The sequence below is a fragment of the Devosia equisanguinis genome, assembly GCF_900631955.1.
Taxonomy (GTDB): Bacteria; Pseudomonadota; Alphaproteobacteria; order Rhizobiales; family Devosiaceae; genus Devosia; species Devosia equisanguinis.
In genome coordinates, this window is the sequence record NZ_UZWD01000004.1 from 326,471 (window position 1) to 343,674 (window position 17,204).

A 17,204-nucleotide genomic window follows, 5' to 3' on the forward strand; every position below is an offset into this window, starting at 1 on the left:
GCCAATCACACCGGGACGGGGATCAATATGCTTTACGCATTCAGACGAATTCTCATGGCTATTCCGACATTGCTCGTGGTTGCCGTAATTGTCTTCACTCTCATGCGGCTTATCCCCGGCGATCCTGCACAATTGCTGGTCGGCGACATGGACGATCTGGAAACGATCGCCCGTGTGCGCAAGGAGCTCGGACTGGACCAGCCTTTGCTGGTCCAGTTCGGGATATGGATACTCAATCTGCTGCAGGGCGACTTCGGCAATTCCATGCGCAATGGCGAGCCGATCCTGCCCACGATACTTTATCGTTTTTCGGTGACCGCCGCCTTTGCCGGCACGGCGCTGTTGCTGGCCGCGCTGATCGCTGTGCCAATGGGCGTGGTCGCGGCCTGGCGGGCTCGCACCAGCCTTGACTATGCCCTGCGGCTCACGGCCATGCTGCTCGTGTCTATGCCCACTTTCTGGGTGGGACTCATTCTGATCCTGATTTTCGGAATCTCGCTGCGCTGGCTGCCGGTCGTTGGCTATGTCTCGCTCGGCGACGATTTTGTGCGTGGCGTGCTCTACATGCTTATGCCTGTCGCCGCCCTGGTGGTAGGCGAGCTGGCCTCGATCATGCGCATGGCCCGCTCCAGCGCCCTCGAAGTGCTGCAACTCGATTACATCGCCCATGCCCGGGCAAAGGGGCTGAGCGAAAGACGCGTCCTGCTCCGCCATGTGCTGCCCAACTCGCTTGCGCCAACCCTCACCTTGATCGGCATTACGCTAGGCAACAGCCTTGGCGGCGCAGCGGTGACAGAGACGGTGTTTTCCATACCCGGCCTCGGACGCTATCTCGTCGATGCCATCTATGCCCGCGACTATCTGGTGGTTCAGGGCTGTCTGATGTTCGTGTCCTTCATTTTCATCGTGGTGAATTTGCTGGTGGACCTGTGCTACCCGCTGCTCGATCCGAGGGTTAAGCTATGATCCGCCTGTTCCGTTCTCTTGGCTGGATCGGCTTTGGCCCCAGCCTGCTTGTCAGCGTCGTGATATTGGCAATCGTCGGCTTGGTCTGGACGCCCTTCGATCCCAACGCACTTGATTTCGCGCATCGTTACCTGCCGCCGGCTTTGCCTTATGTGACCGGCACCGATCATCTGGGGCGCGACCTGTTCAGCCGCCTGCTGCTGGGCGCTTCAACCAGCGCCGCCGTCAGCGGTTCAGCGGTCATCGGCGCCCTGCTGATCGGCAGCCTGCTTGGAGCCATTTCCGGCTATTTCATGGGATGGCCGGACCGAATTGCCATGTTGGTGATGGATGCCATCCTGGCCATGCCGGGCATTCTGCTGGCCCTGGCCATCATGACGGTTACCGGCCCCAGCGTGGCCGGGCTGATCGGAGCCATGGCGGTTACATTTACGCCCGTTGTCTTCCGGGTGGTGCGTTCGACGGTGCTGTCCTTGCGCGAAAAAGAGTTTATCGAGGCCTCGCGTGCGCTGGGGAACCGGGATTTCTTCACGATCGCCTACCATATCCTGCCCAATTGTGTGGCCCCGTTGACGGTGGTTGGCACCAGCCTTTTCGGCTCTGCGGTGCTCACCGAAAGCGCCTTGAGTTTTCTGGGTCTGGGGGTGCCGCCGCACGTGCCGACATGGGGTGCCATGCTCTCGGATGGACGCAATATTTTCTCGCAGGCGCCGTGGGCCGTCATCTATCCCGGACTTGCCATCTCCTATCTCCTGCTGGGGGTCAACCTGACGGGCGATAGGCTGCGCGACCTGCTCGATCCTCGGGTAAAAGGACACATCTGATGGACCGCTCAAATCAGGATCTGCTGCCCTTGTTCTCGGTGAACAACCTAACAATTGCCTTTCCCGGCATCGGGGAAGTGGTGCGCGATATCAGCTTCGCCATCGGTCGCGGCGAGACTGTCGGCGTTGTTGGCGAGTCCGGCAGTGGCAAAAGCATGCTCGCGCGCGCAGCCATGCGTCTCTTGCCGTCCCAGGCCACTGTCGTTCGTGGTCGCATAATGTTCGAGGGACAATCATTGTTTGATCTGGGCGCACGCCAGATGCGATCGGTGCGTGGCGCCGGGATCGGGATGGTCTTTCAAGAGCCGATGACATCTCTCAATCCCGCTCTCACCATCGGCGCGCAAATCGAAGAAGGTTTGCGAGCCCATGGGCGTATGGACGACCAAGCCGGCGGCCAGCGTATTCTCGACATGCTGGAGCGGGTCCGCATCGCTGATCCCAGGCGCTGCCTTCGCCAATATCCGCATGAGTTCTCGGGCGGCATGCGCCAGCGCATCATGCTGGCGTCGGTACTGCTGATGGAACCGAAACTGTTGATCGCCGATGAGCCGACAACAGCACTTGATGCAGTGATCCAGCGTGAAGTGCTCGAGATAATGGGGGAGATCACACGCGATCTCGGCGTTGCGGTCATGTTGATATCGCACGATCTCGGCGTTGTTGGCGCCTATACTGAGCGTCTTGTGGTTATGCAGAAGGGTGAATTGGTCGAGAAGGGCAACACGCGGGATATTCTGCTCAGACCTCGACACCCCTACACTCAGACCCTGATCGGCTCGCTTCCGAGCCGCCAGAAATCCTCGTCCGGCGCCCAGGCCGGCGCGTTCGCGCCGGGAGCCCCGCTGCTCGAAGTTGAAAATCTGCGCGTGGTTTTCACACGCAAGGGCAGCCTGCCATTTACGCCTGCGACCACCACGGATGCATTAAAGGGTGTGTCCCTTACTATCCGCGCGGGAGAAACCGTGGCGGTGGTGGGGGAATCCGGCTCCGGCAAGACGACGCTGGGGCGCTCAATTTTGCGCCTTGTTGACAGATCCGGCGGCGTAATCCGCATTGCTGGCCAGGATATCCAGTCGCTGTCCGAAAATGCGCTGCGCCATTTGCGCCGTGAGACGCAGATCGTTTTTCAGGACCCTTATTCCTCGCTCGACCCGCGTCGGCGCATTCATGAGATCGTGGCAGAGGGCTTGCGAGGCGATCCAGAAGTGCATCGGCGCGACTACCGGTCCCGCGCTGCAGCGGTTCTTGAAGAGGTCGACCTGCCGGCCTCGTTTCTGGACCGGTTTCCACACCAGCTTTCTGGCGGCCAAAGGCAACGCGTCTGCATCGCCCGCGCCCTTATCATGCGCCCCACATTGGTCATTGCTGATGAGCCGGTTTCGGCGCTCGACATAACCGTTCAGGCAAAAATTCTGGAACTGATGAAGCGGCTGCAACGCCAGCACGGCTTTGCCTATCTCTTTATTTCGCACGATCTCGGCGTGGTGGAGCAGGTCGCCGACCGGGTCTTGGTCATGCAGGCGGGGCGCGTGGTGGAGGAAGGTGTCAGGGATGCGATCTTTGATCACCCCCATCATCCCTACACACGCCTTCTGCTTCAGGCCGTTCCTGACTTGCATGAGGTCGAGCCGGGCGCTTATGAGATTCGGCGTCGGCACTATAACGACGAACCCGCAGCGCCCCCGGGAATGCGATTTGACTGGCAGAACGCTGCCGGGCCGGCCACGTTGATCGACGTCGGCGACCAACATCGGGTATCATGTGTGCCTCTGATGTCCGTCGTCAGCGGGTGAACGACGCGGCAGCGCAAGGCGAAAAGGCAGGAAGATGACCCTAGGAGGGCACGATGGGCATGAGCCTCCGAGAGCTGAGCGGCGTTTTTATGACGCATTGGCCGATCAGATCGTCAGGCTTGCCATAAAGGAAAACTATGCGAGCGGCGCTCATCTGACCGAATTGGGGTTGAGCGAAAAGCTGCGGGTTTCGCGGTCACCGATCCGCCATGCCCTTAAGCGACTGGCTGATCGCGGGATTGTGGAGGCCCGACCCAATCGGGGCTTTTTTCTCACCGAATCCGCAGCCGGCCTTATGGCCTTGCATGTTGCGGGGCGGTCGCGCACCGTCCCGGAGCTTCACGACATAATCCTGCGCGACTATGCCAATGGCGATTTGCCGGACACGGTGGCGGAGAACTCGCTTACGCAGCGCTATGGCGTATCCGCCGGCCAGCTGCGCTCGGCCCTGCAGGCGCTTTCCCAGTTCGGCATCCTCAATCGCAGCCAGGGCAAGGGTTGGCATTTCGAGCCGGGCCTGACCACGCCTGAGGCCTTGGAGCAGAGCTACCGCTTTCGCATTCTCATTGAATGTGGCGGGCTGACGGACGAGAACTTTATGCTCGACCGGGTTGCAGCAAGGCGTGTCCGATCCGAACACGATAATTTTCTGGCTGACCTTGAGGACGGCACCGCTGACGCGTTCTATGCCATCAATGCAGGATTCCACCTGCTTCTGGCCGAGTGCTCAGGCAATATCTTCATCAAGCGATCCGTCGAAATCCAGAACCGGCTTCGCCGCGTGCACGAATTCGCATCTTTTCCCACCTTGCCGATTGCGCGTATGCAGCAATCCTGCGCTGAGCATTTAGCGATACTCGATGCCGTAGAGGAAGGGGACCGGGATTTCGCCGCCGTTCTCATGCGGCGGCATCTGGAAAGAGCGCCACGCGTGCGAGGCTAGCCCGTCTCGCTGTAGCTTGTCCTAAAGCATCGTCGCAATGCCAGGACCTACTCGTGCGCAAAATGCCTCGGCACATTCCGCAGCGATTGCAGCAACTTTAGGCGCAAAGCGGGATGTGGGGGGTTGCAGACACACCGCGAAATAGTCCGTTGGTGGGAAATTCTGCTCTACTTCAAGCGCCTTGAGCGTCCCAGCGCGCACTTCTGCGCCTATGGTTGCCGCAGGCAGCACCGATAGACCTATGCCGGCACTGACCATACCGATTGTCGTCGCAAGAGAGTTGGAGTAGTGCACGATGGCCTCCTCGAAGCTTGCCTTCAACATATAGTCGCTCAGCCGGCGGTGGTTCTGAGTGCCCACCTGATAGGAGATGATTGGCGAGGCTCGTAGCCTTTCCGCGCGCACGAGCGGATCGTCGTCAGACGGATAGTCCTTGCTCGAAACCCATATCATCTGAAAGCGACAAAGAGGCGTAATGCGGTAAAGGGCGTGGTCTGTTCCGGGAAAGCCCAGGATGATGTCGAGTTCGCGATGCTCCAGGTGGTGCAGAATGGTCGGGGATGACTCTGTGCTGATGGATACGCGGATGCGGGGAAATCGCTCGCGCAGCGTGCTTATGATCGAGGGAAGCAGCGTGGAGGCCATGCTGGGAAGCACACCTATTCGGATGTCGCCATCGGGTTCGAGCGCCTGGCTGGTGTCGTCGAGCAGCTGGTCGTAACGCTGCACGATATCTCTCGCGCCCTCGATAAACCGCGCGCCGATGAGCGTCGGCCGGACATCGCGGGAATCCCGCTCAAAAAGACGAAATCCGAGTTCCTGTTCCAGTGCGGCTACGCGGCTGGAAATGGCGGCCGGCGTAATATTCATACGCTCGGCCGTTACCCTGAAACTGCGCAGTTCGGCGAGCCACACCACGGTTTGCAGGAAGCGTATGTTCACAGGTCAGGTTCGCTGAAAATGATGCCTGACCCTATCGCAAAATGCGCCGTTTGCGCAATCAGGGCCCGCTGTCCAAAGCGGATCAAGCCAGGATTTTTTCTTGTCGGAGGGCACCGAGCGTGGCGCTGAGCCCAGCGCGTATAGTCATGGATTGGCTCGCCACGACAAGTAATTCAGCACCCTCTTTTGCCCCGAAAGCCCTTTCTTCGGGTGTCCAGGCCGGCATGACCCATGGCTTCCCGCAGGTTTGAGCAGCACGGGCGCATCGCGTGAGATCAAAAAGGTCTGCCGCGCTGAAGCTGTAGGCGCCCCGGCCGCGCGAGAGCGAAAGATCTGAGGGCCCGGGGAAGATACCGTCCACATTCGGAAGCGCCGCGATCTTTTCGACGTCTTCAAGGCTTTCTGAGGTTTCGATCATGGCGTAGCACTTCGTGCGACGGTTTTCCCGGTCAAAAGCGTCCGCCGCCGGGCGACCATACCCATAGACGCGCCCACCGGTATAAGAGCGAATGCCATGGGGCGGGTATTTTGCAGCCTGCGTGATCTCGCGGACATGATCGACGCCGAGCAGGTGGGGAATCACTACGGCATCGGCGCCAAAATCGAGTGCTTGCTGGATCGCTTCTGTCGTGGTGGCGATCACTTTGGCGAGTGTGCGGACACCCAGGGCTCGCGTCATCGCCAGGAATTGGTCGAGCGTGGCAAGGTCAAAGGTGCCGTGCTCAAGCTCAACGACAATACTGCCGATTCCCATCAGTTTGGCGATCTCCAGAAACCCGAAATGGGGCTGGGATACCCAGAGGCAAATCTTTTCCATGTTTGGTCTCGCGTTTATAAACCGCCGACCATCTATGCCCTGCCTTCGGCCCGATCCAGCAAGAAAAACTAAAGGGATGGATAGAAAAAGCACGTCAGCTACGAGGGCGATACGGGACAAAAACTCCCATTAACAGAGGGAACAAAGTCGGCAGGACGCGTGTGAATAGCAGGTTGTTGCTGTGGGATACTCTCGCGACGAGATATCAATGATGTCAATCCGGCATCACATACTGGCGCGACATAGGCTGCAATAGGCGTACACGCGCCAATACCTCAGCTTATTGTTGGCGGTCCCACAGGGTAAATGCGGATCGGCAGTGCTATTAAGGGCGTTCCGCGCTGCTGCTGCATCGGCGTAGCGCATCATGAGGTCGACATAGCCTGCGGCCTTGAAGTGGCGTGGTGGCACCGAGCGAATGGTAACAACACCGGCGCCCGCATTGAGGATGATCCTTCCACACTCACCAAAGCCGACCCGCTTTGGAAAGGCCGCTGAGCGTTCGAGAGGAAGGTGGCTACCATGGTGCCAGCCTGGTTGACTACGGTGAGGTCTCGCAAATCTTCCCAATGGATTGGCTGGTCGAGGTATTGGTGCTCAAGCCGGTCGGGGAAGTTGCGCAGATAGGGCCTATTGCTGCGCTGGATCGCTTGCACCCCCAAAAGCAAATGAAGCTGCCGCAAAGCCCGAAGGCGAAGACGACAATGATGGCTTCGCTACCAAAACCAGGCAACCCGAACAGCGCTGCCCATGCCGCTGCCGCCAGCATGGGCAGCGCAATGGCGAACATCAGAGTGGCGATCGGCATGGGGTTTTCAAACAGTTCGAGCGCGCCATCTCCAACGGCAGACGCTGTCGCCTGCAAGGTATTGCGATAGGTGTGGCTTGATTGTCTTGAGGCCACGACTTGCAGCAAGTTCGGCAGTGAAACGACGGCCGGGCGGGGTGCTCTCAGGCTGGATCAGGACGCCAAGCGTACTGTGCGCTTGAAAAGCGACGCAGCCCAGAGGCTGATGAGGATCCCCAGGCTCATCGCCGCCAGAAACACCCAGCCCGATAACGAGCCGGCATGGATGCCCGAGAGCAGCACGCCCACCGTGCAACCCAGCGCCGTCATGGCGCCCCAGCCGAGCAACAGGCCGCCAACAAGGCCCCGCGCCACATCCGTGCCGGTGAGCCGCCGCGGCTTGAACTGGCCCGCAAGCAGCGAGGTGATCCAGCTGGCTGCGATCAGGCCGATGACGAAAAGGCCATTGTTCGAAAGCAGGGCCTCCTTCACGACCGTGGCGCAGCCCCGAAGCCCGTCTAGGCCGAACAGCGAAGAAGGCAGAATGGCCCAGTTGGTGCCGGCCGTGCGGGCAATGCTGCCCAGTTCGGCGGTGACGCCGAGGGGTGCGACGCGAAAATAGGCCAATGTGGCGATGATGCCGACCAGAGTACCGGCCACCACCGGCGGCCAGCGACGGAGGAACAAAAGGCTCATGGCTTCGCGCAAGGTTAGCGGGGCACGGGCTTCGCCTGCCCTCGGGCGGGACCACCAGATGGCCAGAGCCGCCAGCGCAGCGACCGCGAGCAAAGTGGCAGACAGCCCACCGGCATAGCCAAGGTGATGGGGAAGCCAGAAAATGAAAGCGTTTGACGTCATGGCGAGAAAAAGGGGATTCCAGGTAAGAAACCCAATGCCGAACCCGACCAATGCGCCGATGATGGCAAAGGGGGAAATAACCGAGCCTTCTGCCAGCCGATAGAAATGCGCGGACAGGCAGGAGCCGGAAATGGCCATGCCAATGCCGAAGGCAAAGGCGGCGATGACCAGCGTAATGCTGACCGGGCCGATATGCGCAGTGGGCGGCAGCCGCTCCAGCGCCGGGCTTGGCAGCCAGGCTCCAAAGATCGTCGTGTAGCCGATGGCGCCCACGGCTAATGCGACAAAAATGGCGATCACGCCGCCGGCCTCGCGCTTCTCAATCAGGTCGCGGAAATTGCAGTAAAAGCAGAAGCGGCTGCGCTGCAGAACAGCGCCGAATGCCGCGCCCAGCACCAGGGATAGAGCTAGTGGGCGTCCTTGTGGCCCTTGCGCGTCCAGAGTGAGAAATCCCCAGCCTAGCGCCAGGGCGATGAGGGCAGGCAGGCCATAGCGAATGGCAGGATTGGTCATTTTTGTCCCCGGGCGAGGCGGGCGCCGTGAAGCGCCCGCCTGATACGAGCCGACTTCGGCTTTGCGTCAGATCTTGCCCCAGACGGTGCCGGACGGGTTGTCGATCGGAACGCCGACAGCGTTGCCATATTCGGTCCAGGAGCCATCGTAATTGCGCACCTCGTAGCCGAGGATGCGGGAGAGCACGAACCAGGTGTGGCTGGAGCGCTCGCCAATGCGGCAATAGGTGATGATCGGCTTGGTGCCATCAATGCCGATGGCGGCGAAGGCGGCCTTGAGTTCATCGGCGGACTTAAAGGTGCCGTCCTCGTTGACCGCACCGCCCCAGGGGAAGTTTACCGCGCCAGGAATATGGCCGGCGCGCACCGACAGTTCCTGCACGCCTTCGGGTGCGAAGATTTCGCCGCTATATTCCTTGGGGCCACGGATGTCGACCAGCGAAACGTCCGCCCCACCTTCGACCACTTCAAGCACGTCGACAAGGCGCGCACGCAGTGGCGCGGCATCGTCGGGCAGGTCGATGGAAGACGCGGCATATTCCGGCGTTGCCGTGTCGAGCGGCAGCCCCTCGGCTTCCCAGAGCTTGCGGCCACCATCGAGCAGCTTCACGTCGTGTATGCCGTGAATATCGAACACCCAGGCGCCCCAGGCGGCAAACCAGTTGTTGTTGTCGCCATAAAGCACGACCGTCGTGTCCTCGGTGACGCCGGCAGCCTGCAGGATGGCTTCGAGCCCCTGGCTCGAAACAATGTCGCGGCGAACGGTATCGACGAGGTCGGTGTGCCAGGCGAGGTTTACCGCCCCTGGAATATGGCCACGTTCATAAACGCCGGTATCGACGCTGACTTCGAACACGCGGACATCGGGGTTGGTCAGGTTTTCGGCCAGCCAATCGGCAGTCACCAGCGCGCCATCCTCGCCAAGTGCTACGGCTGGCACGGCGGCGATGGCTATGGCGGTGGCCACAGCGGTTATGCGCTTGGTCAGAGCATTCATTCTAAGCCTCGTTCGCTTCCAGTCGCGGCCCTCTGCCGCGCCCCCTAATCATGGCGAAAAGGCGGCGGGGGGATCAAAGCATCAGGGACCAAATACCTGCCGAAGCGAACAAAAAAGCTGCTCCCGGAGCCGGGATGGCGCAGAAATTTTGTCTATCAACTTAGTGGACTATTTCATCAAGGTCGCCCTTGATCGGATGTGTTGGTCTATTGGATTCGTGGTGTGTCGAGCCGCCTCAGCCAAGGGCAGATAGGGATTTGCGTCCGACAATCACGTAGCGGCTCACGCCTCCGGGACATACCGCTGCGCGTGCTTGATTGAGTTCATGGAAGGCTTCGGCCCGCGCAATGTCAAAACCGGCCGCGGCCAATGCCTCTGCGGCCAAGGTCGCATCCTTGATACCGGCCAGAGGGAAAACCTGTTTTTGGTCGGCGGAAAACCCTGTCCAGAAGCCGTCGACAAGCAGTACCCAGCCGTTCGGGCGAAGCCATTGGTGGAGTTGCTTGAAAACGAGGTCAGGGCGTTTGAGGTGGCACAGCACCTGGCGCGAAACGATCAGATCGAAACCACCGCCGCCTTGCGGGTCCGGGCTCATATCCGTTCCCACAATGAAGTCATTGACGCCGAGCTCAGGATGAAGCCGCAGGCCCTCCGCTACCATGTGATTGGACGGCTCAAGGCTCAGAACGGGGTAGCCGGCGCCTTTAAGGGCTGCCATCAGCGTGCCGGTGCCTGCACCGTAATCCACTATCCGCGCTTCGGTCGGCAGACCCATAGCGTGGATTATTGCAATCCAGGCCTCCGCTTCTTCGCGAGGCAGTGTGTGTTCGGTGTCTTCTTCGTATGTCAGGGCCTGCTCGGCTGTGTAGGCTTGGTCGACCATCAACTACTCCGTCTGCCGTGTCGGGAAGTCGTGCCGGCAGGTCGAGGCGCGCATCCCAGGATGTCCGCCGTAACCCAGCGCCGGGATGAAGGTCGTCACTGCCGCAGGTTTCAAAAGCCGATCCAGAATAGGGTTGCAAATGTTCGTAACGTTATTACGTTACTCCCTGTTGATGCAAGACTGGAATCGGCATGGATTGCGAACTAACCCTGACGCTAAACCGGCAAAAGGTGTGGAGCTTGTTGCTTCCAGCTACAGAGCGGTCAGCTGGCTCTGAGCGCGGAGTCTCGGAGGTTGGCTTCGGTGTCTCAAAATGAGCGCTGCCATCGGACATTTCGACAATCCGATACCGGTCTACCTGCTGACGGGATTTCTTGGTTCGGGCAAAACGACGCTGCTTAATCGCATGCTGCTGGCCGACGGGCCACGTACCGCCGTCATCGTCAACGAGTTCGGGGACGTTGCGATCGACAATGATCTCTTCAAGGTCGACGGAACCGCTTCCGACCTGATCGAGACGTCAAACGGCTGCATCTGCTGTGAGCCAGGCAATGACATCGTCAGTACCCTGGCGCGACTTTCGGCAGCGATCGACAATGGCGATGTCAGCGCCGTCGACCGTGTCTTGATCGAAACGACCGGACTGGCCGATCCGGCCCCGATCATCAACCAAATGCTGATCGCAAGCTCGTATTCAATCGCCGGACGTTTCTTTGCGCTGGCCTCCGTCATCACCACGCTGGACGCGGTGAAAGGCAAAGAAACAGTCGAAGAGAGGATTCTGGCACACAAGCAGCTTGCCTTCGCCGATCGCGTCGCGCTGACCAAGGCAGATATGCTGACACAGGCTCAAGCAGATCGCCGCGAAGCCTTGATGGCCCTTGTGGCCCGGATTAACCCCGCGGCACGGGTCTTCGACATTCAGGATCCCCTGGCACAGCCCGAAAGTCTTCTGGAGCATGGCATCTACGCCCCTGATGGCAGGAGCATGGACGTGATCGGCTGGCTCAAGGCAGAGAGCCCACTGTCAAAGGCCTTTGGGGCAAAGGACGTCTCGCAGTGGCTCCCCGGCAACCGCCACTCAGATGTCTACACCAAAAGCATGGTCCTGGACGGCTCCGTCACCTCAAGGCAGGTGACCAGCTTCCTCGATATCCTCATGCGCGCGGCCGGAAATCGGCTGCTGCGGCTCAAAGGCCTGCTCTCGCTTGCTGATGATCCTGACCGGCCCTACCTCATCCACATCGTGCAAGGTACCTTTCATCCGCCGCAACGACTGGAGCGTTGGCCCAGCGAAGATCGCCGAACCCGCCTTGTCATCATTGCCGACGGGATCGATGAGATGGCGCTCGAAAGCTTCCTGCAGGTGCTCAAGCCGAAGCGCGTGCGTAAGGCCGAAACTGCTGCACCAGACACGAAGAGCGAACACTGAAACAGCATGAGTTCGCGGGTTGAACGCGCGCGTCACGCGAGATCGCACCGCTGACGGATCCCGAGCGAACAAGGTTAAGTACTACTCGCTCAGGATCTCGGCCAGCGAGCTGGTGATCCCTCTGGCATGGGTGGCTATTGGGCGACGCGACGCGTCGGGAACAACTGCCAGCCGGTGCGGGACTGGATGAGCCCCCAGATACCTCCGGGCATGACCAGCGGCACGAGAAAGGCCGTCAGCCCCTGGAAGATCAGGAACAGATCCCCGGCATCGCGGAACAGTTCGCGCAGCCCGAAATAGATGACGACGCCAATAATCGGCCCCTCGATGGTGCCCAATCCGCCCACGATGACGATGAACAGCACGCGAATCTTCCAGTCGATATCAAAGGCACCGCTCGGGTCCACATAGAGCACCGACAGATAATAGATGGCGCCGGCCGCGGCGCAGATCGAGGCCGATATGGGAAAGGCCGCGAGCTGGTTTCGGGCCACCGCAATGCCAACACTGGCGGCGCCCGCTTCATTGTCGCGGATGGCCATGAGGGCCAGTCGGGTCCGGCTGCGCAGCAGCGCAAAGACGCCGAAAATCGTGAGAGTCGCGAGAGCCAGGGCAAGATAGAAAACCATGTCGGCAAAGCTGGTTGGATCAATACTGGCCGGATTGAGCACGATGCCGCGCGAGGAGCCGAGCCATTCCCACTGGCCAAACAGCAGGCGCAGGCTGTCGGCCAGCACCCATGTGCCAATGGAGAAATAGGGCCCCCTGAGCTTGCGCAGCAAAGCCCACATGGCAAGGCCAACCACCAGCGCCACGAGCGCCGCCGCCAGGATCGCCCAGGCAGGCGAGAGGCCGGTCGTGTTCACCGTCATGAACAGAACATATGCGCCCAGGCCGACAAAGGCGTGGTGGCCAAAGGACAATAGACCCGTATAGCCGCAGAGCAGGTTCCAACCCTGTGCCATGGCCAGCAACAGGAGCACCTCCATGGCCAGGCGCAGGTCAATCGGCAGCAGGATCAAGGCATCGGCTATGGCGGCGAGGCCGAGCGCTGGAAAAGTGAGGCTGGATCGCAGGAAGGAACTCATTTGCGCCCCCAGGCGAGCAAGGAACCGAGGTTGTGCTGGCATCCACCTATAGAGGCCGGCTGGACGAGCGCTTCAGCAAGCCCCAGACTATCCATGACCGCATCGAGGACCTGTTGGCCTTCATCTGGGGCGAGATTGAACGCGCGCCAGGTGAGCAACTGGTGCTTCAGGAAATGACGCTCTACGTGCTGCGGGTGCCGCAGGCTGCCCATCTGGCGGCCGAGAAGGAGCGCGAGATCAGGCAGCTCTACGCCGAATGCCTCTCACGTTCCAGCGATGTATCGGAGGCAGATGCCTCGCGCATCACAGAACTGTCAAACTTCATCTATGCCTGCTTCGTCGGCATCCTCAACCAGTGGCTGGCCACTCGCGACACGCCACTCTTGCTGACGACGACGCGGCAACTCGTTGACGCTGCCCGGGGCATGTGGACCGAGGGTTGAACCCTCAAGACGCCTAATCTTCTGCAAGTCGGTAGCCGACACCGGCTTCATTGGTGATCAAGCCAGCGCCTTCTGTGCCGAGCTTGGCTCGCAGCTGGCCGACCAACACGCGTAGATATTGAGCATCGTCCCTGTGCGCTGGACCCCAGAGCCGCTGCAGAGCGGTCGCATGGGTGACGACGCGGCCGACATTGTCAGCCAGCAGGCAAAGGAGGTCGTATTCCTTTGGTGTAAGGTGAACGAGCTTGTCGTTGCTGGTGACAAGGCGACGGTCCCTGTCCAGCGCAATTGGTCCGAAGTGCTGCAGGGGAGCGATCACTGGCGCGGCCTCCGTCTGCCTCAGTGCCACCCGGATGCGGGCCAGGAGTTCGCCAATGCCGAACGGCTTTTCCATATAGTCATTGGCGCCTGCATCGAGGGCGGCAATTTTCTCGACTTCCTGTTCTCGGGCCGACAGCACGATGATCGGTACGGTGGAAAAGGCACGCACGGTTTCGATGACCTCCTTGCCGTCGCCGTCGGGCAGACCGAGGTCGAGGACGATCAGGGCGGGCGCTCGGGTGGCCGCAAGCCGCTTGGCCATGGCGGCGGTGTCGGCGGTTTCGACTTCGAACTCGGAGGCTTCGAGGGCCGGGCGCAAGAAGCGCTGGATCTGCGGCTCGTCATCGACCACCAGAATGCGCGGCTTCACGGGCGGCCCTCCAACTGCGGCAGGCGGACAATGAAGCGCGTACCGCGGCGGCGCATGGCCGGGCTTTCCGCCCTGATGGTGCCGCCCATGGCGAGGATCAATCCACGCGCGATTGCAAGGCCGAGGCCGGTGCCCGCGGGACGACCGTCGCTCTTGCCTCGCCGGTAGAACTTCTCAAAGATCCGATCAAGGTCCTGTTCAGGAATGCCCTTGCCCTGATCGGTCACGGTAATCCTCACGGCGTTGTCCTCTCTACGCGCAAAGATGCTCACCGGCGCGTCGGCGGCATATTTTGCAGCATTGTCGAGAAGATTGAACAGCACCTGTTCGAGCAGTGCCGGGTCTGCCTCTGCGTGCGGTGTCGGTTCTGCGACGCTGATATCGACGTTGAGCCTTGGATGGAGTCGCATTGCGCGGCCGACGGCAGCCTTGATCGTCACGCCCAGGTCTGTTGGCACGCATTTTGCGCGCAACATGCCGGATTCGATGCGGGTAATCTCGAAAAGATTGGTGACGAAGCGGTTGAGGCGGCCAGCTTCTTCTTCAATTGAAGCGAGAAGATCGTCGCGGGTTTCCACAGACATGCGATCGCCCAACTGGCGCAGGCTGCTTGCTGCACCGGTAATGCTGGCCAGCGGCGTGCGCAGATCATGCGAAAGCGAAGAGAGGAGCGCAGCCTGTACCTTTTGCCCCTCGCGGGCGACAGAGGCCTGGTTGCTGTCGCGTGTCAGGCGCGCCCGATCCAGGGCAATTGCCGATTGCTCGAGCAAGGCCGCAATTGTCCTTTGATCCTGGTCTGTAGGCAGACCATCCCCGTGATTGAGACGGATCCCGACAACCCCAAGCACGCGCTGGCCAGATCGAACTGGGGAGAAGAGATAAGGCACTAGCGGGAGTGTGGCAGTCTGGAAACCGGCCTGTTCCCTTTTGTCGGCCGCCCAGCGCGCCGCAGTCAGAGCGGTTGTGTCCAGGTCCTGATCGGGCGGCCAGAGAGCTCCCAGTTCCAGCTCTCCGGCATCATCAGGAACCAGCACTGCGATTGGGCGAGCAAGCGCCCCGCTGAACTGGCTGGCCATGGTGTCGATCACCTGGTCGCGCCCAAAGGCGCCCGAAAGCTTGCGGGCAAAGTCGAGCAAGGCTTGGGCCTGGTGCGCCTGTTGACGGGAGCGGTCCATGCTCAGCCGCAGGCGCGCCGCCAATTGTCCGGCGGCCAGGGCCACGGCTACGAAAATAGCCAGAGAGAGCAGCTCTTCGGGCCGGGCAACGGTCAGTCGCCCGGTCGGCTCGATGAAGACGATATTATAGGCGACAAAGGAAAGCATCGCCGCCAAGAGGGCCGAAAATCTGCCCGCCAGCACAGCTGAGAGCAGGACCGCGGCGAGAAACAGCATCGAGAGATTTTGCAACGCCACCAAGGCTGATAACCCCAGGCCCAGTGCCGTAGTGGCGCCGACCGAGGCAAGCGGCACGCCAATGGTCAGCGCCCATTGCGGCAAGGTTCGGCGTAAAAGCGGACGGCGTCGCGGGCGCTCTGTCGTCCCCGATACGACATGCACTCCGATGTCGCCGACCTGGTGCAACAGGGCATCGGCGAGCGATCTGCGCCACAGCGTCGTGCGGTCGCTGCGACCGACGACGATCTGCGTGATATTCTCGCGCCGCGCTAGGCGCAGGATTGCCGCGACGAAGTCGGACGCAGTTTCGCGACAGATTTCGGCGCCGAAGCGCTCGGCCTGGCGCAAGGTCTGTTCAAGCCGCTCATGGGTCTCGGCAGAGGGCGTCAGACCATGGGGACGGGTCAGGGAGAGGACGATCCAGCGGGCATTGAGCCCGGACGCCAGGCGGCTGGCCTCGCGGATAACCTTTTCCGACATTCCATCAGGTCCGGCACAGACCAGGAGCCGCTCGCCCGTGGCCCACGGCCCCTCAATGGCGCTTTGCTTGAGGAAATCGACCATCTGGTCGTCGACGCGGTCCGCGGCGCGACGCAGGCTGAGTTCGCGGAGTGCCGTCAGGGTTGCGGGCCTGAAGAAGCCTTCAAGGGCGCGGCCGACATTGTCGGGGAGATAGATCTTGCCCGCCCTGAGCCGCTCAATGAGCTCGGCAGGCGGCAGATCTACCAGCACCACTTCATCGGCCTTCTTGAGCACAATGTCGGGTACCGTTTCGCGCACCGGCGTCCCGGCTATGCGGCTCACCAGATCGGAGAGGCTCTCGAGATGCTGGATGTTGAGTGCCGTCCAGACGTCGATGCCCGTATCGATCAGCTCGGCAATGTCCTGATATCGCTTGGGATGGCGCGCCGAAGGTGGATTGCTGTGTGCAAGCTCGTCAACGAGCAACAGTTGCGGGTGGCGCTGGAGCGCAGCGTCGAGATCGAATTCGCCATAGGGTGCGGCGCCCTCGATCCGGGCCAGGGTGTCGAGGCCTTCCGCCAGGGCCGAGGTTTCGCTGCGGCCATGGGTCTCGATGAGGCCGATGACGACATCTGTGCCCCCCGCTGCCAGGGCCTTGGCGCGCTCGAGCATGGCATAGGTCTTGCCGACGCCTGGCGCCATGCCCAGAAAAATCGTCAGTTTGCCGCGCTTTTCGCGCGCAGCAAGCTGTAAAAGGGCGGCTGGATCAGGCCTTCGGTGATCGTCCTGGCGGTTCATCCTACCTCGCCGGTTGCGCCAATGCGTCGAGCGCCAAATTGAGCGCGAGAACATTGACGCGAGGTTCGCCGAATATACCAAGTGTCGGCATTTGCGTCATATCGGTGACGAGCCGGGTGATCGTGGCTTTATCGACCCCGCGCGCCCCGGCAACACGCTCGATCTGAGAGCGGGCATTTTCGGGCGAGATATCGGGATCAAGCCCGGAAGCCGAAGTGGTAACGGCATCTGCCGGTACCGCGCGCCTGCCATCTGCCGCCTCGGCAATGCGCTCCACCAAGCGGGTATCGGTTGCGCCATAGTTCGAGCCGCCCGAAGCTGAGGCATTGTAAGGCGCGCCGCCGGCTGCCGAGGGGCGCGGCCAGAAATAGCCGGCGCTGGTGAAATTTTGGCCAATCAGGGCCGAACCGACGATCACGCCACCCCGCTCGATCCGACTGCCATTGGCCTGGGCCGGAAACATCGCTTGGCCAACCCCGGTCATGGCCAGCGGGTAGGCGATGCCGGTGAGAAGAGAGAAGGCCAGGGTCAGCACGATGGCCGGACGGATTTGGCTGAGCATTTCTGCCTC

The 17,204-nt window shown here is 61.0% G+C and carries 16 protein-coding genes; 7 read left to right on the forward strand and 9 right to left on the reverse strand.

The features are described 5' to 3' along the window. Positions 1-27 precede the first annotated feature (27 nt). From DEVEQU_RS01665 to DEVEQU_RS01680, 4 genes are read left to right on the forward strand one after another with little or no spacing between them, the layout of a single operon-like run. Positions 28-966, forward strand: coding sequence for an ABC transporter permease (locus DEVEQU_RS01665; RefSeq protein WP_126148814.1), 939 nt, complete (start codon positions 28-30; stop codon positions 964-966). Then, positions 963-1,790: an ABC transporter permease gene (locus DEVEQU_RS01670; protein ID WP_126148815.1), complete on the forward strand. Its 828-nt coding sequence runs from the start codon at positions 963-965 to the stop codon at positions 1,788-1,790. The genes DEVEQU_RS01665 and DEVEQU_RS01670 overlap by 4 nt, the downstream gene beginning before the upstream one ends. Further along, positions 1,790-3,586, forward strand: a complete 1,797-nt coding sequence (locus DEVEQU_RS01675) for an ABC transporter ATP-binding protein (RefSeq protein ID WP_126148816.1) — start codon at positions 1,790-1,792, stop codon at positions 3,584-3,586. The genes DEVEQU_RS01670 and DEVEQU_RS01675 overlap by 1 nt, the downstream gene beginning before the upstream one ends. 34 nt (positions 3,587-3,620) lie before the next feature. After that, positions 3,621-4,529, forward strand: a complete 909-nt coding sequence (locus DEVEQU_RS01680) for a GntR family transcriptional regulator (RefSeq protein ID WP_126148817.1) — start codon at positions 3,621-3,623, stop codon at positions 4,527-4,529. A 21-nt stretch (positions 4,530-4,550) separates the two neighbouring features. Here DEVEQU_RS01680 and DEVEQU_RS01685 read toward each other — a convergent pair whose 3' ends face one another. Next, complete coding sequence (locus DEVEQU_RS01685) at positions 4,551-5,471, reverse strand: LysR family transcriptional regulator (RefSeq protein WP_126148818.1); 921 nt, start codon at positions 5,469-5,471, stop codon at positions 4,551-4,553. A gap of 82 nt (positions 5,472-5,553) precedes the next feature. Continuing rightward, positions 5,554-6,288, reverse strand: a complete 735-nt coding sequence (locus tag DEVEQU_RS01690) for an HpcH/HpaI aldolase family protein (protein ID WP_126148819.1) — start codon at positions 6,286-6,288, stop codon at positions 5,554-5,556. A 569-nt stretch (positions 6,289-6,857) separates the two neighbouring features. Here DEVEQU_RS01690 and DEVEQU_RS01695 point away from each other — a divergent pair. Beyond that, complete coding sequence (locus DEVEQU_RS01695) at positions 6,858-7,166, forward strand: hypothetical protein (RefSeq protein ID WP_126148820.1); 309 nt, start codon at positions 6,858-6,860, stop codon at positions 7,164-7,166. 83 nt (positions 7,167-7,249) lie between these two features. Here DEVEQU_RS01695 and DEVEQU_RS01700 read toward each other — a convergent pair whose 3' ends face one another. The 3 genes from DEVEQU_RS01700 to DEVEQU_RS01710 form a co-directional block, all read right to left on the reverse strand. After that, positions 7,250-8,446 (reverse strand): YeeE/YedE family protein, encoded by a 1,197-nt coding sequence (locus DEVEQU_RS01700; protein WP_126148821.1) that lies wholly within the window; start codon positions 8,444-8,446, stop codon positions 7,250-7,252. Positions 8,447-8,512: 66 nt separating this feature from the next. Next, complete coding sequence (locus DEVEQU_RS01705; protein ID WP_126148822.1) at positions 8,513-9,442, reverse strand: sulfurtransferase; 930 nt, start codon at positions 9,440-9,442, stop codon at positions 8,513-8,515. Between the two features lie 235 nt (positions 9,443-9,677). Beyond that, complete coding sequence (locus DEVEQU_RS01710) at positions 9,678-10,325, reverse strand: class I SAM-dependent methyltransferase (RefSeq protein ID WP_126148823.1); 648 nt, start codon at positions 10,323-10,325, stop codon at positions 9,678-9,680. A 313-nt stretch (positions 10,326-10,638) separates the two neighbouring features. On the opposite strand from DEVEQU_RS01710, the gene DEVEQU_RS01715 reads away from it, so the two are divergent. Next, the gene (locus tag DEVEQU_RS01715) at positions 10,639-11,757 is read left to right on the forward strand and encodes a CobW family GTP-binding protein (protein WP_126148824.1); all 1,119 of its coding nucleotides are present in this window, start codon (positions 10,639-10,641) and stop codon (positions 11,755-11,757) included. A 134-nt stretch (positions 11,758-11,891) separates the two neighbouring features. On the opposite strand, the gene DEVEQU_RS01720 is transcribed toward DEVEQU_RS01715, so the two are convergent. Continuing rightward, on the reverse strand, positions 11,892-12,845 hold the full coding sequence (locus tag DEVEQU_RS01720; RefSeq protein WP_164550199.1) for a branched-chain amino acid ABC transporter permease: 954 nt from the start codon (positions 12,843-12,845) through the stop codon (positions 11,892-11,894). 32 nt (positions 12,846-12,877) lie between these two features. Here DEVEQU_RS01720 and DEVEQU_RS01725 point away from each other — a divergent pair, with 32 nt between their 5' ends. Continuing rightward, on the forward strand, positions 12,878-13,288 hold the full coding sequence (locus DEVEQU_RS01725; protein ID WP_126148826.1) for a hypothetical protein: 411 nt from the start codon (positions 12,878-12,880) through the stop codon (positions 13,286-13,288). 13 nt (positions 13,289-13,301) lie between these two features. Here the strand turns inward: DEVEQU_RS01725 and DEVEQU_RS01730 are convergent, their stop codons facing one another. The 3 genes from DEVEQU_RS01730 to kdpC are packed head-to-tail and all read right to left on the reverse strand — an operon-like array spanning position 13,302 to position 17,195. Then, the gene (locus DEVEQU_RS01730; protein WP_126148827.1) at positions 13,302-13,979 is read right to left on the reverse strand and encodes a response regulator; all 678 of its coding nucleotides are present in this window, start codon (positions 13,977-13,979) and stop codon (positions 13,302-13,304) included. After that, positions 13,976-16,633, reverse strand: coding sequence for a sensor histidine kinase (locus DEVEQU_RS01735; RefSeq protein WP_126148828.1), 2,658 nt, complete (start codon positions 16,631-16,633; stop codon positions 13,976-13,978). The genes DEVEQU_RS01730 and DEVEQU_RS01735 overlap by 4 nt, the downstream gene beginning before the upstream one ends. 1 nt (position 16,634) lies before the next feature. Then, the gene (gene kdpC / locus DEVEQU_RS01740; RefSeq protein ID WP_126148829.1) at positions 16,635-17,195 is read right to left on the reverse strand and encodes a potassium-transporting ATPase subunit KdpC; all 561 of its coding nucleotides are present in this window, start codon (positions 17,193-17,195) and stop codon (positions 16,635-16,637) included. Between the last annotated feature and the right edge of the window lie 9 nt (positions 17,196-17,204).